Here is a 14,867-nt window from a genome sequence, read left to right on the forward strand (position 1 = left end):
CAGGCCTGACTGGTGCAAGGGGGGCTACTGGTTCGACCGGAGCAACAGGGCCAACTGGTGCACAAGGCATACAAGGAGTTACAGGCTCTGCTGGTCCTCAAGGACCACAGGGTATTCAAGGTATCTCAGGCCCTACTGGCGCAACAGGAGCAACAGGCTCGACAGGTGTGCAAGGCATTCAGGGTATAACAGGCGCAACAGGTCCAACTGGCTCAACAGGTGCAACTGGTCTTTAGGGAGTTCAAGGGATTCAGGGTATAACAGGTGTAACTGGTTCGACAGGTGCAACGGGTCTTACAGGACCACAGGGTATTCAAGGTATTGCAGGCCCTACTGGCGCAACAGGAGCAGTTGGCCCGACAGGTCCTCAAGGAATTCAGGGTCTTCAAGGTATAACAGGCGCAACAGGAGCAACTGGCTCTATTGGTTCGACAGGTGTAACGGGCCCTACAGGTCCTCAAGGAATTCAGGGGATTCAAGGTGTAACAGGAGCTACGGGTGATACAGGTGCCACGGGTCCAACAGGAGCGGTTGGGCTGACAGGTGTAACCGGAGCTACGGGTGTAACCGGAGCTACTGGCGATACAGGTGCAACTGGTCCGACAGGTGCCACAGGAGTTACTGGCTCGACAGGTCCGACGGGACCTACTGGAAGTACTGGTTCTACAGGAGCAACAGGTGCTACTGGTGCAAATGGCTTAAATGGAGCAGGGGCTATCATTCCCTTTGCCTCAGGTTTGCCTTTTTCTATGACTACTCAATCAAGTGGACTGTCAGGAACAGTGGCATTAGTAGGTTTTGGGCATAGTACACATGGGGTTAGTTTACTGGGTGGGGCGATTGACCTTACAGGAGGCTCCGGACAGGATATTAATTATGCCTTCATGATGCCTCGTGATGGAATAATTACATCTATTTCAGCTTACTTTACTAATAGTACTGCTATGAGTTTAGTAGGTACAACCCTAACTGTTACTGCCCAGTTGTATAGTTCACCTACGCCTGATAATTTCTTTACTCCAGTACCGGGGGCAGTAGTCAACTTATCACCCTCTTATACGGGAGTGTTAGCTACAGGCTCGGTTACTAACGGAATTACAACAGGATTATTTATCCCCGTTACGTCTCAGACGCGCTTATTAATGGTATATTCGATAACTGCCAGCGGAATAAGCCTGATCAATACAATATCAGGGTATGGCAGCGCAGGCCTTAGTATTGATTAGATAAGCCCTAAACTTAAAGATATGAAGAGATTATGTCTATTATATTTAAGTCTGGGATTTATCTTCATCACGAAGTATTCGCAGGCGCAGAGTGTAAGCCCCAAGGTTTTATCTTCGGCAGGGGGTAGTGTATCAGTGGGTAATATACAGGTATCCCGCAGTATTGGTGAAACCTTTATTGTGCCAGGCCCAACGAATACCAGTTCTGTTTCAAGAGGATTTCAGCAGAATACAAGTAGTATCAGCGTTGGTACTATTAGCCTGGTTACTTTTTGTAGCGGCGATCCTATTGATATCCCTTTTACCGCAATAGATATATTTGGGAGTGGAAATATTTTTACTGCCGAACTATCTGATGCCAGTAGGAATTTTACAAGCCCTGTCAGTTTAGGTAGTTTAAGTAGTAATAACTCAGGAAATATTCAGGGTATTATTCCCCTGAATACAAGCGCAGGAAACGGGTATCGTATCAGAGTACGAAGTTCAAGTCCGGTCGTAAATTCTTTGTCTAATGCTACCAACCTGACAATTAATCAGACACCACAGGCATCAGCCAGTAATACAGGCCCCTATAATGTTGGGCAAACCATTGCCTTGAGTGCTTCAGGGGGGACAACTTATAGTTGGTCTGGCCCAGCTTCATTCAGTAGTTCAGTACAATCGCCAACTATACCAGATGCCTTACAAGGAAATGAAGGGATTTACACAGTTGCTGTAAGTAGTAATGGGTGTAGTGCAACAGCTACAACGCAGGTAGTAATTAATGGGTTAGACCCCTGTGTGAGACTGGTAGACTATTACTATAACAAATCAGGAAACCCTTATCAGTCGTTGTTTCCGCTGGTTGACGGTATGGTTATTGATCAGGTTTCTTTTCAGACAACTATCTCCCTGGTGCCCGTTTGTGATACACTTACAATAGGGAGTTTTGAACTGAATATGCAGGGGCCAGATTTAAACTGGAATATTATACAGAATATTTTCCCTTATACTGTATTCGACAATCTGGGCAATCATTTTTATGGGATGAATCTTCAACCGGGTCAATATACCTTAACTGCCACAGGATATGCCGAAGATAATAAAGGCGGAGTGCGCACTTATGGCCCTGTAATAATCAGATTTACAATTGTAGGTAATTTAGCAACTATATCATCACCTACGCTATCTACCACTAATTTATGTGCAGGCACTGATGTTGATGTAAGTTTTACTACAACAGGTAGTTTTAATGGAGGGAATGCGTTTGAAGTGCAGTTATCAAACGAGTATGGAAATTTTGAAGCACCTGCCCCGACAATCATAGGTACAACTAATACGGTAGGGGTGGTTCATTGTACTATTCCATTAAGTGTAACCGGAGGGCCAGGCTATCGGATAAGGGTTGCGTCATCAAACCAGACATTGGCCGGAAATCCGACAATGAGTACTTTGGTAATTAACCCATTGAACAGAAATCTGACTGACAATATTACTTCGGGGGATAATCTAATAAAGGTATCAGGAGAGTTAACAGGAAGCAACAAATTAACAGCACCTGCCAGAGTAGCCTATCAGGCGGGGAAAGCCATTCTGATGAACCCGGGTTTTGAAACCTCGGGGGCTGTATTTAAAGCAGAGATAAAGGGGTGCACTGATTGAAAAGCTATTATTGCGTAATTTCAGCACTTTTCATGAAACCTTTCAGCAGTTTCTGATATTCTGAAATGTTACTTTGTTTTTGCGATTCTGTCCAATCTAACTGCTCGCTCATCAGGTCGGCAACCTTTGGTATTGTATCATAGGTTGCCTGCCAGTCGAGCAATTCCATGCGTATGCGTCGGGCAAAAAAATCACGGAGCGTGCAAGCCATTTCTTCCTTCACAGTATAGATTACTTCTGCTTCAATAAAAGGATATTTTGGGTGAAGCCTTTCTTTAGACGAATGTTTTAATACCATTCTTGCTTGGGTACCATACTTCTGTAATAGATGCTGGCATATATCTGCATCTAACTGGTACTCTTTTGCCATATTTTTCCACTCTTCAAACTGGTAGTTTTCGCCACCTATCAGATAGTGCCGCTCGGTTGTACAAGGCTTGTCAATACCTAATAGTTGACAAGCCCCGTCAATGGTATCTTTCGCCATTAACCGATAGGTTGTCCATTTACCACCTAAAAGACTTATTAAGTTAGAAGTATGGTCGTGCTCAACTTCATGGTCTCTTACCAATTTTTTAGTGGCTTTAGAACCCGATGAAGCAATAAGCGGACGCAAGCCGCCAAAACCAGATTTGATAGCAGAGCGGTCAGGAACTTTTGCCAGATAGGGACGTAGTGTATCTAACAGAAAATCAATTTCCTGACTTTCCAAGACAGGCTCTTTTTTTAAATTTTTATATTCATCGTCAGTAGTACCTACCATTACTTCGCCTTCAAATGGTATCACAAAAACTACCCGCCCGTCTTTAGTTTTAGGAATCAGCATAGCGTCTGCGCTTTTCAATACATCGGCTGGTAGCATCATATGCACGCCCTTGCTGGGGCGCAGGCGTTTTTCTAAGGCAGGATTAGCTAACAACCTGATACTGTCGGCAAAAGGGCCTGTGCAATTGATAAAAAGTTTTGATTTGATTGTCAAAGAACTATTGCCTGACAAATCTTTTACCTCTGCCGAAATAATTTTGCCTGTAGCATCTTTTCCAAAATTGACCACCTCTGCATGATTCACTACTGCAACGCCTTGATTATCGGCACTATGAGCAATGGCTAAACAATATCGGGCATCGTCTAACTGCCCGTCATAATACATTACTGAGCTATGTAATTTGGGTGTAAGTGTCGGAATTCGCTCAAAGGTTTGTTTTTTGCTCAACCATTGCGCTTTGGGCATCGTATCATTTTTGGCAAAAAAGCCATAAATCGTAAGCCCGATGGTAAAATACATACCTTCTAACCAACTATAAACGGGTGTAATAAGTGCTAAAGGATGAGCCAGATGAGGCGCATTTTTTATAACAATGTGGCGTTCTTCCAGACCATGCCTGACCTGACGTAATTGCCCGAAATCTAAATTCTTAAAGGCTTGTTCTAAATACCTGACGCCTCCATGTATAAGTTTGGTAGATTTTGAAGAGGTTTCGGCGGCAAAATCATTTTTTTCAATTAAGGCTACTTTTAACCCACGTAATGCGGCATCTAAAGCGCAGCCTGCGCCACTTGCACCTGCTCCGATGATACAAATGTCAAATTCTTCAGTCTTTATACGCTCGATATTTTGAGTTCTATTCATAATAGATTTGTTGTCTCCTGTATGGATATATAAATAGTGGTTGTTTAAACAAAAATCATACTTGCAATGCCCCCTAACATAATAATTTTACAGATTCTGCTTAATAACGTAAAATCTTTCTTGCGGTCGGCCCAGTAAAGTTTATTCATTAGCCAGCTAAAGACGATAATAGAACCACTGAAAATCACAATCAGGTATCGGTTGTGCAGGCTATAAGCCATAAAAAACAGTACAGATACAAAACATACAATAAATACATATAACAGAATTTTCGTACGCCTGATACCCCAGATAATAGGAAGTGTACGGCAGCCATAGCGGGCATCACCCCTGATGTCTTCCATATCTTTGATAATTTCTCTGATTAAGGAAATAGAAAAAGCAAAGAGGGCATAGATATTTACATACATCTCGTTTTTCTTGTAATACACCGCCAGTACTATCAACGAAAAAGAAGTAAGAAATGCCACCAGAAAATTACCTATGAAAGCCTGCCGTTTGAACCTTTCAGAATAAAACCAAAGTGCCGACACCGCAAAAACATTGATTAAAAAAACTTTTAATCCTAAAAAAAAACCAATAGCGATACCTATAAAATTGAGTGACTGATGATGTAGAATTGCCCACCTGCGCTTAATAAGCCTGCCTATAATAACTTCACGCGGTTTATTGACCATATCAATTTTTATATCGAAATAATCATTGATAATATACCCTGCCGCAGCAATACATACAGTAGCAAAAACGAGCATAAACTGTTTATAGTCAAATATATAAGAAAGCCATTCTGATTTTGGTCCTACTAAAAAAATCCGGGCCATGTATTGGGTCAATACAATTATGAGCAGGTTGTTGACACGAACCAGTCTAAAAAAGGCGCTTATCGTTTTCAGGAATTCTGTAGTGTTCATTTTCTCAAAAATACTAAAATTGTTTGAAACATTTTGTATCGGTCTAAAAAACACAGATACTTAATGTAATGATGTGAGATTTTTTTGAAAAAAAATTGTTGTAGGATAAACAGGTATTTAAACCGCATCTATGAAAATTGGAATTGTTTGTTATCCCACCTTCGGAGGGAGTGGGGTTGTTGCTACTGAATTAGGCAAAGCTCTCGCAAAAAATGGTCATGAAGTACACTTTATCACTTATACGCAGCCAGCGAGATTAGATTTTTTTAATGAAAATATTTTTTACCACGAAGTAAACATTGCCAGTTATCCGCTCTTCCAGTATCCGCCCTACGAATCTGCGCTGGCAGGTAAGATGGTAGATGTGGTTAAGTATGAAGAGTTAGATATTCTGCATGTGCACTATGCCATTCCGCATGCTACGTCAGCATTTTTAGCCAAGCAGATATTACGATGTCAGGGAATTAATATTCCTGTTATTACAACCCTCCACGGTACTGATATCACCATTGTAGGCAAAGATGCTACTTTGTCGCCTGTGGTTACATTCAGTATAAATGAGTCAGACGGCGTTACTACCGTATCGGAAGATTTGCAGAAAGAAACTTATAATGCTTTTAAAGTAAGAAAAGAAATAGAAGTAATTCCGAATTTTGTTGACCTTGAACGATTCAAGAAACAAAAGAAAGAGCATTTCAAACGCATCATTTGTCCGAACGATGAAAAACTTCTGGTGCATACTTCTAATTTTCGTCGGGTAAAGCGTATTGATGATATTATTAAGGTTTTTGCCAAACTTAAAACATCAATCCCAAGTAAACTATTGTTGGTAGGCGATGGCCCCGAACGTGTAGCTATGGAACAGTTAAGCCGTGATTTAGGCCTGGGTGAAGACGTGCGTTTTGTAGGTAAGTTAGATGCCATAGAAGAAGTATTGTCAGTAGCCGATTTATTTCTGATGCCGTCTGAAAAAGAGAGTTTTGGCCTGGCGGCTTTAGAGGCTATGGCTTGCGAAGTTCCGGTTATTTCGACCAATACAGGAGGATTACCCGAATTGAATGTACATGGTGTAACAGGCTTTTTGAGCAATGTGGGCGATGTGGCAGATATGGTTAAAAATGCAACCTATATTCTCCAAGATGAGAATCTGCCTAAGTTTAAAGCAAATGCTTTGGCTCACGCACAGGAATTTGATATTTCTAAAATAGTGCCTAAGTATGAAGCCTATTATGAAAGAATATTGAAAGAACAGGAAGTAGTACAGTAAGCAAAAATAAAGCCTCACAATTGACTCGTGAGGCTTTATTTTTGCAGTACTATTAGTGCCAGCGAATGAAAACGGTCCGCCGTCGCGGTCGCCGTCTAAAATAACAAAGGAATATTTTTTACTTGAATATGCGGACTCAAGTCCGCTATATTTTTTAAAGAGCCGCTACGGTTCTTTCTACAAATCTGGTTAAATCACTGCCTGATAACATACCTTGTGCCAATAGTGCCAGGTCATACAATTGTTTAGCCAATTGTTTTTGTGCATCGGCATCTGTTGTTTTCAGGAGTTTGTCAATCAAAGCATGGTTAGTATTAATTACTACATTGTTACCCATAGGCATCATACCAAACATATCATTCTGACCACTTATCCGTGACATATCTTTCCAACGACGCATAAATTCAGGTTGAATAATGGTAACGGGCATTTCATCTGTCGGTAGCGATTCTAACTGAACTGTATTAGCACCCGCTACTTCTTTAAATAATTCTTCTACCTGTTTTTTCTCTTCATCATTCAACACGCTTTCCATTGCCAGCCCTTTGTCAATCAGTTTCTCAATGCTGTCAGAGTCAACTCTTTTAAAAGTTACTTTTTCTAACTTAGACTCTATGGCATTAATAAAGTGTGCATCTAAAGGCGAGTCCATAATCAATACATCATAACCACGTTTTTTGGCCGATGTTATGAATGCATCTTGTTGATTGGCGTCGTTGGCATATAAGAATACTGCTTTGTCGTCTTTATCATGCTGGTTTGCCTGTACTTTCTCACGGTATTCATCAAGCGTAAAGTATTGGCTATCTACATTCTTCAATAAAGTAAATTCTTTGGCTCTGTCGTAGAATTTATCATCTGAAATAATACCATATTTCACAAAAATACCTACACTTTCCCATTTCTCCTCAAAACCTTTGCGGTCCTGGCGGAACAATTCCTGTAGTTTATCAGCTACTTTTTTAGTAATGTGAGAGTTGATTTTCTTTACATTACTATCTGCCTGTAAATAGCTGCGGGAAACGTTTAACGGAATATCAGGTGAGTCAATCACACCATGTAACATCTGCAAAAACTCAGGTACTACGTCTTTTACATCATCAGTAATAAATACCTGGCGGCTATAGAGTTGTACTTTTTCACGGTTCAACTGAAAATCTTTCTTGATTTTCGGGAAATACAATACGCCTGTCAGATTAAACGGATAGTCTACATTCAGATGAATCCAGAACAAAGGCTCTTCGCTGAAAGGATAAAGTTCTTTGTAGAAATTTTTATAATCTTCTTCTGTCAGTTCAGCAGGAGATTTTGTCCAGATAGGATTCGGATTATTGATTACCTTGCCATCAAACTCAATTTCAACAGGTAAGAATTTTGCATATTTTTCAAGAATCTGATTGATTCTGAAATTTTCTAAAAACTCTTCCGAATCTGGTGCAATGTGCAGGATAATATCAGTACCACGGTCTGCTTTTTCTGCTTCTGTAATTTCAAATTCGGTACTGCCGTCACATATCCAACGGGCTGCAGGCTCATCACGGAATGATTTAGTGATAATCTCTACGTTTTGCGCTACCATAAAGGCAGAGTAGAAACCTAATCCGAACTGACCGATAATCTGGTTGGTATCTTGGGTGTCTTTGTATTTTTCTAAGAATTCTTTTGCGCCTGAGAAAGCAATCTGATTGATGTATTTCTTGATTTCTTCGGCACTCATACCAATTCCTTTATCTGAAATGGTAATGGTTTTTGCTTCTTTATCGACCGAAACCTTTACGGTTAAGTCGCCTAATTCTCCATTAAACTCACCCATAGAAGCTAACTTTTTTAGCTTTTGTGTGGCATCGACAGCATTAGAAACCAACTCACGTAAGAAAATCTCGTGGTCAGAGTAAAGAAACTTTTTAATGATGGGAAAAATGTTTTCGGTGTTAATCGAAATCGTGCCTTTTTCAGCTACCATAAGTATATCTATAATTTTATGTTATTTTAAAAACGTTGTTCTGCCTACATCAATTAATATTCCAAGAGGGTTGACATAGGCTGAAATCTGACATATTGGCAGGAAACCTGCTAAATAGCATGTGAGTATTTAAGCCAAAAATGCAATTATTAGCTTTAGTGTCAAAAAATGCCTTACATTAGTAAATGCTTTTTTTTGTATTTTCGTTACTATCAGGAACGGTGGCATAATTTTGGGTGTTATCGTATATATATAGTAAGTCTTAGAATACATTTTAAAAACTCAACTATGAATAAGCTTTTCTTTCAACATATCTTTGACAAACACCAGCATACCGAGCCCGTACCACCTACCAAAGATATTGCAGCATGGGCTTTGCGTATCATCCGTTTGCTTTTCCCGGAGCAAAACAAGGTTTATTATCGTTCGGAAGAAGAGATAGAAATTCAATTTAAGAACCTTGAACTGGATCTCAGAAATATTCTGATTTCTACTTATCAGTGCAAAGGTTGCGAACCGGAAAGAAGGGCGCATGAGTTTTTTGAAAAAATTCCTTCTATATATGAGACATTAAAGACAGATATTCAGGCGATTATAGAAGGAGACCCTGCCGCCAAAAGCGAATTTGAAGTGATTAGAGCCTATCCGGGTTTTTATGCCATTTCATTTTATCGTATAGCGCATGAGTTACATTTGTTAGAGATTCCCTTATTGCCTCGTATCCTGACAGAATATGCTCACTCCAAAACAGGTATTGATATACATCCCGGAGCGCAGATAGATGAACACTTCTTTATCGACCACGGCACAGGCGTTGTGATAGGTGAAACCAGTATTATTGGCAAGCACGTGAAACTCTACCAGGGGGTAACTTTAGGGGCTTTAAGTGTGGATAAATCAATGGTGAATATCAAACGTCATCCTACGGTAGAAGACTACGTGGTAATCTATTCAGGAGCTACTATTTTAGGGGGTAATACTGTGATTGGTCAGCATGCCGTAATCGGTGGTAATGTCTGGTTAACGAAATCGGTTCCTGCCTATGCTACGGTTTATCATAAACCCGAAATTAAAGTAGTAGAGCGTGAGGCTGTCTGATTATAATCTTCTTGAAAATATAGGTACAACAAACCTAAAGAAATAAAATTTTGGCATGGCAACAATTATTGAGTTAGTAGGAAATACTCCATTAGTAGAATTAAAGAAACTGAATCCAAATCCGAATGTAAAGATTTATGGTAAATTAGAGGGGAATAACCCTGCCGGAAGTGTAAAAGACCGCCCTGCTTTAAACATGATTAGAAGTGCTGTTGAACGTGGAGACATAAAGCCGGGCATGAAGCTGATAGAAGCTACCAGTGGAAATACAGGCATTGCTTTAGCCATGATTGCCCGTTTGTTTGATTTAGAAATAGAACTGGTAATGCCCTCTAACTCGACCCGTGAACGTACGCTCACGATGGAGGCCTTCGGTGCTAAAGTAATTTTGCTTGATAATATAGAAAAATGCCGGGATTATGCCGAAGCGCAGGCAGAGACGGGTGAATATTATTTATTGAATCAGTTTGCTAACCCTGATAATTATCTGGCACATTATAAAACTACCGGCCCTGAAATCTGGCAGGATACCGAGCAACAGATTACGCATTTTGTGAGTTCTATGGGCACTACAGGTACTATTATGGGTACATCCATGTACCTGAAAGAAGTAAATCCGGCTATTCAGATAGTGGGTTGCCAGCCTACTGAAAACTCATCAATTCCGGGCATCAGAAGATGGCCTGTTGAATATTTACCCAAGATTTTTGACCCTACCCGTGTAGATAGAGTAATGGATATTTCTGAAGCAGAAGCTACTGATATGGCACGTCAGTTGGCTAAAACTGAGGGAATTTTTGCGGGAATGAGTAGTGGCGGAGCGGCCTCAGCAGCCATAAAACTGGCACAGGAATTAGAAAGCGGCGTAATAGTATTTATTTGCTGCGATAGGGGAGACCGTTATTTAAGCAGTAATTTGTTTGGATAGTTGTAGCACGTGTATTAGTAAGTACAAATTATTTTTCGATATAAAAAAGGGAGAGGCGCTTTGAAACGCCTCTCCCTTTTTGTATTAAGGACAAGCTACTTTTACTAATGTCTGCCCGATTGTGGCTTTATTACGGTCTTTTAAAATCAATTTGCCGTTTTTATCTTCTAACTCTCCACTCTTTACCAGCAATTTATCGCCCTCTAATACAAAAATCTTCTCTTCTAACTGATTAGAGCCTTCAATCATATATTCATAGTCGGCAATTATTTCATTGCCTTTCTTTTCGCCCATTAATGTACCTCTGGCCTGGTCTTTTTCCCACGGAAGCCATTCCATTTTTCCGGTTACTTTATTTCCTTCAATGGTCAGGCTGACAGTAGTTAAGTCTTTGCCTACTTTTTCTTCAAAACACAAGGTTTCTGCAACAGGACCAGTGGCCGTAGCTACTGTGTCAGCATTTGATGTTGTATTATCAGTTGTCTGGGTTTCTGCATTTTTTGAATTACAGGCACCTAAAGCAAAAATAAAACTACAATAAACAGCGATTTTTTTCATAAACATGAGCATATAATTAAATATAAGTGTACTGACAAAAATAGATAAAATTTACCACTGATAAGCGGTATATTCCATTCATCACGAAAATTACATAAAAAACTATGCCAAGCGTCTTCAAAATCAAATGGCTATGTTAGATAATCAATGACAACTACCGAACAAAATAAAGAGATTCAGCAAACCATTAGTGGCGAAAGACAGCGACTGTTAGGATTTATCCGACAGCGGGTGCCCTCTTTGTCTGATGCCGAAGATGTATTGCAGGAGGTCTTTTATGAACTGGTAGAAATGTACAGGTTAACTAAGCCTATAGACCAGACTGTTGGCTGGTTGTTTACGGTAGCCCGAAATAAAATCAATGACTTTTACCGTAAAAGAAAAACAGATACCCTTGAAGAATTAATGCAGGCAATAGGAGGTGAGGAAGAAGAATTATCGTTGTTTGATATACTACCCGACTCCTCTTCGCAAGACCCTATGATGCAGGAAACCATTCTCGAAGCACTCTCCGAAGCCTTAGAAGAATTGCCGAGCCATCAACGCTTTGTGTTTGAAATGCACGAACTGGAAGGGAAACCTTTTAAAGAAATTTCGGTCCTAACAGGCGTAAAAGTCAATGAATTGATTTCGGAGAAACGGCAGGCTGTTTTATTTCTGAGAGATAGGCTTCGGTATTTGTACGAAGATTTATTCCTCTGATAACCGACAAAGAAATTAATAAGTAAAAATAGTATTCATTAAGGGTAGTTTTACCCATTAAATAGATAAGAAAATGAGAAAGTTCTGGTTTTTTAAAGGTTTTATTTTCATCGTGGGTTTTGTTCTGTTAGGCGGTTTCGTTGTAATGAGCCTGTGGAACTGGCTTATACCGGTCATATTTGGTTTGGGTACAGTTACTTTTGTGCAGGCTTTAGGGCTTTTGGTGTTGTCTAAAATCCTTTTCGGAGGGTTTCGTGGAGGACACTGGGGCGGTGGTTGTTATGGTGGCGGTCGCCAATTCTGGAAGCACAGAATGGCTGAACGTTGGGATAAAATGAACACTGAAGAACGCAATGCATTTAAGCAAAGAATGAGAAACCGTTGGGGCAGGTGGGATGAAAGAAAGGAGGAGAAAGCAGGAGAGGCATAGAAGGTAAGGAAATGACTAAAACCCGATGAACCAACAGGGGTGGCAGGTATGCGTACTTGTCACCCCTGTTTGCGTTTAGTTTTTGTATGGATTATTTATATAACAAAAGCTGTATGTTTTTGCATTTACACAATATTTCTATAAATTGCCTGCCTGCTTATTTCTTTCATTACCCTAAAAAACCTATGAACAAAAGAACGTTTCTTAAAACCTCTTCCGCTCTGGTAACAGGAAGTATTATCTCACAATTGATGGCTTGTAAAGAAAGAGAAGCCCGTACCAACTGGGCAGGTAACCTTACTTATAGTACCGACAATGTGTACACTCCCAAAACGGTAGAGGAAGTACAGGAAACGGTAAAGAAATATGATAAACTAAGAGCACTGGGTTCTAAGCACTCTTTTAATACCATTGCTGATAGTCTTGATAATCAGCTATCGACAGCAGGACTAAATAAAATTGTGTCTTTAGATAAAGCCAATAGTACAGTTACGGTAGAAGGTGGAATAAAATACGGAGAGCTATGTAAATATCTGGACGATAATGGCTTTGCCTTGCATAATCTGGCCTCTTTGCCGCATATATCTGTTGCCGGAGCTTGTGCTACTGCTACACATGGGTCAGGCGTAAAAAACGGTAATTTGGCCACAGCAGTATCTGCCATAGAGTTTGTTGATGCCGCAGGAAATGTAGTAAACCTTTCTGCTGCTAAAGATGGCGACACTTTTAATGGAGCAGTAGTAGGTTTAGGCGCATTAGGAGTCGTAACAAAACTTACACTGAATCTGATGCCGACCTTTAGTATGAAACAGGTGGTTTACAGAAATATGCCAATGGCGGAGTTGGAAAAGAATTTCGAAACTATCATGTCGAGCGGATATAGTGTCAGTTTGTTTACCGATTGGAGTAATAAGAATATCAATGAGGTCTGGATAAAAAGCCGTTTTGAAGAAACAGATACAAATACCATTGCCCCCGAATTTTATGGAGCAAAGGCCTATACCAAAAATGTTCATCCGATTGAAGCCCTTTCGGCTGAGAATTGTACAGAACAAATGGGTGTAAAAGGCCCCTGGTATGAGCGTATGCCACACTTCCGCATGGGTTTTACACCAAGTAGTGGCAAAGAGTTACAGGCTGAATACTTTGTGCCTTTAGAACATGGTTACAAAGCCATGATGGCTATTGAAGAACTACACGAGCAGATAACCCCTCATCTATTTATTACTGAAGTACGCACAATGGCTGCCGATAAACTCTGGATGAGCCCCGGCTACCAACAGGCTTGTGCGATTATTCACTTTACATGGAAGCAGGAGAAAGATGCTGTGATGAAATTATTACCGCAGATAGAACAGAAATTAGCCCCGTTCAATGCCCGTCCGCACTGGGGTAAATTGTTTACCATGTCTCCACAGGTTTTGCAGTCTCGTATTGAAAAATTAGACGATTTCAAAAAGTTGATTGCTCAATATGACCCGAAAGGCAAATTCAGAAATGCTTTTATCGGGAAGAATCTTTTTGGAAGCTGATAGTCAGACTTATAGCACTCTTAGAGCCATCATTAACAGAGACTTTTAACGGATAATCAAGAAGATATTTTTAAGATTATACAATCGTACTATTCGTACCAATCGTACTTTTTTTACAATAGTGCGAAAAGTACGATTGGTACGATTCAATGGTTTATTATCGATATATCTTATAACGTATTGATAGTAAGTTATTTATGTATGATTATTTATTGTTGATTGTGTATCTTGCAATCGCACTAATACAAAAAAGTGCAATTAGCTATATTATACTCTTATCAATAAATATATATTGATTATCATTGGTTATGGGTTAATAGATTCACGTGGTCTTATAAGTCACAATCGTACTATTCGTACAAATCGTACTTTTCGCACTATTGTAAAAAAAGTACGATTGGTACGATTTAATTATTTACTATTAATGTGAATCAAGGGTTAAAAATAAATAGACAAATGGCAGCAGTTATTCTACCTAAACAATGCGACCATAGAGCATTAGCAGAACGTACCTTTGAAGCATTTTGAATATCTGTTTTGCTAATGAGCCACTTAAAGAAAGATTCAATAGGTTGCCTAACAGAGCTAATATACTTAGAAAATAGGCTATCATCCGATTGTAGATATTGTTGTCTTTTTTTCAATTTTATAGGCGTTAAAACGACCGTGTTATTTTTAGAAAGTTGTTGGTTGAATTTTTCTGAACTATATGCTTTATCACCGACCACAATTTGATTTTTTAATTGGCAAATCATGGGTTTTATAGCTGTTAAATCATTCACACTGGCAGGCGTAAAATCAAAAAAGTTAGGTTTAGGTATTTTTTCAAATCTGTCCTTACCTATCAAATGGAGCTTTACTCCATGATAAAATTGTTTTTTTGCATCGCAATAACCCTTATCTGCTATCTCAGATGCTACTTTAGCTGTATAAGGGTGTTTGGAAAGCATGATAGGCAATGAATCCACCAAAGATACATTA

14 protein-coding genes and 1 pseudogene are annotated in these 14,867 nt (G+C 39.7%); 9 read left to right on the forward strand and 6 right to left on the reverse strand.

Annotation, left to right across the window (positions count from 1 at the left end; all coding sequences use genetic code 11):
• Positions 1–236, forward strand: a pseudogene (locus tag EWM59_RS28715) (collagen-like protein); the annotation flags it as partial.
• A 239-nt stretch (positions 237–475) separates the two neighbouring features.
• Here the strand turns inward: EWM59_RS28715 and EWM59_RS28720 are convergent.
• Positions 476–721: a hypothetical protein gene (locus EWM59_RS28720; protein WP_310587902.1), complete on the reverse strand. Its 246-nt coding sequence runs from the start codon at positions 719–721 to the stop codon at positions 476–478.
• Between the two features lie 28 nt (positions 722–749).
• Between EWM59_RS28720 and EWM59_RS28725 the strand changes: the two genes are divergently transcribed.
• On the forward strand, positions 750–1,226 hold the full coding sequence (locus EWM59_RS28725) for an exosporium glycoprotein BclB-related protein (RefSeq protein ID WP_310587903.1): 477 nt from the start codon (positions 750–752) through the stop codon (positions 1,224–1,226).
• 21 nt (positions 1,227–1,247) lie between these two features.
• On the forward strand, positions 1,248–2,867 hold the full coding sequence (locus EWM59_RS26020) for a 3-coathanger stack domain-containing protein (RefSeq protein WP_130024152.1): 1,620 nt from the start codon (positions 1,248–1,250) through the stop codon (positions 2,865–2,867).
• A 7-nt stretch (positions 2,868–2,874) separates the two neighbouring features.
• On the opposite strand, the gene EWM59_RS26025 is transcribed toward EWM59_RS26020, so the two are convergent.
• The gene (locus EWM59_RS26025; RefSeq protein WP_130024153.1) at positions 2,875–4,497 is read right to left on the reverse strand and encodes a glycerol-3-phosphate dehydrogenase/oxidase; all 1,623 of its coding nucleotides are present in this window, start codon (positions 4,495–4,497) and stop codon (positions 2,875–2,877) included.
• Between the two features lie 44 nt (positions 4,498–4,541).
• The gene (locus EWM59_RS26030; protein ID WP_130024154.1) at positions 4,542–5,408 is read right to left on the reverse strand and encodes a geranylgeranylglycerol-phosphate geranylgeranyltransferase; all 867 of its coding nucleotides are present in this window, start codon (positions 5,406–5,408) and stop codon (positions 4,542–4,544) included.
• Between the two features lie 130 nt (positions 5,409–5,538).
• On the opposite strand from EWM59_RS26030, the gene bshA reads away from it, so the two are divergent.
• Positions 5,539–6,675 carry an N-acetyl-alpha-D-glucosaminyl L-malate synthase BshA gene (gene bshA, locus EWM59_RS26035; protein ID WP_130024155.1) on the forward strand — a complete coding sequence of 379 codons (1,137 nt, stop codon included), beginning with the start codon at positions 5,539–5,541 and terminating at the stop codon, positions 6,673–6,675.
• Positions 6,676–6,829: 154 nt separating this feature from the next.
• Here bshA and htpG read toward each other — a convergent pair whose 3' ends face one another.
• Positions 6,830–8,638, reverse strand: a complete 1,809-nt coding sequence (htpG, locus tag EWM59_RS26040) for a molecular chaperone HtpG (RefSeq protein WP_130024156.1) — start codon at positions 8,636–8,638, stop codon at positions 6,830–6,832.
• A gap of 288 nt (positions 8,639–8,926) precedes the next feature.
• Here htpG and epsC point away from each other — a divergent pair, with 288 nt between their 5' ends.
• Complete coding sequence (gene epsC, locus EWM59_RS26045) at positions 8,927–9,736, forward strand: serine O-acetyltransferase EpsC (RefSeq protein WP_130024157.1); 810 nt, start codon at positions 8,927–8,929, stop codon at positions 9,734–9,736.
• A gap of 55 nt (positions 9,737–9,791) precedes the next feature.
• Positions 9,792–10,664 carry a cysteine synthase CysM gene (gene cysM / locus EWM59_RS26050; RefSeq protein ID WP_130024158.1) on the forward strand — a complete coding sequence of 291 codons (873 nt, stop codon included), beginning with the start codon at positions 9,792–9,794 and terminating at the stop codon, positions 10,662–10,664.
• Positions 10,665–10,748: 84 nt separating this feature from the next.
• On the opposite strand, the gene EWM59_RS26055 is transcribed toward cysM, so the two are convergent.
• Positions 10,749–11,222, reverse strand: coding sequence for a hypothetical protein (locus EWM59_RS26055; protein ID WP_130024159.1), 474 nt, complete (start codon positions 11,220–11,222; stop codon positions 10,749–10,751).
• A 147-nt stretch (positions 11,223–11,369) separates the two neighbouring features.
• On the opposite strand from EWM59_RS26055, the gene EWM59_RS26060 reads away from it, so the two are divergent.
• From EWM59_RS26060 to EWM59_RS26070, 3 genes are all read left to right on the forward strand, one after another.
• On the forward strand, positions 11,370–11,924 hold the full coding sequence (locus EWM59_RS26060) for an RNA polymerase sigma factor (RefSeq protein ID WP_130024160.1): 555 nt from the start codon (positions 11,370–11,372) through the stop codon (positions 11,922–11,924).
• Positions 11,925–11,997: 73 nt separating this feature from the next.
• A complete protein-coding gene (locus EWM59_RS26065) occupies positions 11,998–12,354 on the forward strand; it encodes a hypothetical protein (RefSeq protein ID WP_130024161.1) in 357 nt (118 codons plus the stop codon).
• A 185-nt stretch (positions 12,355–12,539) separates the two neighbouring features.
• The gene (locus EWM59_RS26070) at positions 12,540–13,886 is read left to right on the forward strand and encodes an FAD-binding protein (protein ID WP_130024162.1); all 1,347 of its coding nucleotides are present in this window, start codon (positions 12,540–12,542) and stop codon (positions 13,884–13,886) included.
• 431 nt (positions 13,887–14,317) lie between these two features.
• Here the strand turns inward: EWM59_RS26070 and EWM59_RS26075 are convergent.
• Positions 14,318–14,867, reverse strand: a 550-nt coding sequence (locus tag EWM59_RS26075) for a transposase (protein WP_207220055.1), incomplete at its 5' end; no start/stop codon positions are given.

The organism is Emticicia agri, assembly GCF_004168285.1.
Taxonomy (GTDB): Bacteria; Bacteroidota; Bacteroidia; order Cytophagales; family Spirosomataceae; genus Emticicia; species Emticicia agri.

Excerpts from the sequence above, each read along its gene's own strand:
- bshA (WP_130024155.1), top strand. The coding sequence starts at position 5,539 with ATGAAAATTGGAATTGTTTGTTATCCCACCTTCGGAGGGAGTGGGGTT.
- EWM59_RS26070 (WP_130024162.1), top strand. The coding sequence starts at position 12,540 with ATGAACAAAAGAACGTTTCTTAAAACCTCTTCCGCTCTGGTAACAGGA.
- EWM59_RS26060 (WP_130024160.1), top strand. The coding sequence starts at position 11,370 with ATGACAACTACCGAACAAAATAAAGAGATTCAGCAAACCATTAGTGGC.
- EWM59_RS26020 (WP_130024152.1), top strand. The coding sequence starts at position 1,248 with ATGAAGAGATTATGTCTATTATATTTAAGTCTGGGATTTATCTTCATC.
- EWM59_RS26030 (WP_130024154.1), bottom strand. The coding sequence starts at position 5,408 with ATGAACACTACAGAATTCCTGAAAACGATAAGCGCCTTTTTTAGACTG.
- htpG (WP_130024156.1), bottom strand. The coding sequence starts at position 8,638 with ATGGTAGCTGAAAAAGGCACGATTTCGATTAACACCGAAAACATTTTT.
- EWM59_RS28725 (WP_310587903.1), top strand. The coding sequence starts at position 750 with ATGACTACTCAATCAAGTGGACTGTCAGGAACAGTGGCATTAGTAGGT.
- EWM59_RS26025 (WP_130024153.1), bottom strand. The coding sequence starts at position 4,497 with ATGAATAGAACTCAAAATATCGAGCGTATAAAGACTGAAGAATTTGAC.
- EWM59_RS26065 (WP_130024161.1), top strand. The coding sequence starts at position 11,998 with ATGAGAAAGTTCTGGTTTTTTAAAGGTTTTATTTTCATCGTGGGTTTT.
- epsC (WP_130024157.1), top strand. The coding sequence starts at position 8,927 with ATGAATAAGCTTTTCTTTCAACATATCTTTGACAAACACCAGCATACC.
- EWM59_RS26055 (WP_130024159.1), bottom strand. The coding sequence starts at position 11,222 with ATGAAAAAAATCGCTGTTTATTGTAGTTTTATTTTTGCTTTAGGTGCC.
- cysM (WP_130024158.1), top strand. The coding sequence starts at position 9,792 with ATGGCAACAATTATTGAGTTAGTAGGAAATACTCCATTAGTAGAATTA.
- EWM59_RS28720 (WP_310587902.1), bottom strand. The coding sequence starts at position 721 with ATGATAGCCCCTGCTCCATTTAAGCCATTTGCACCAGTAGCACCTGTT.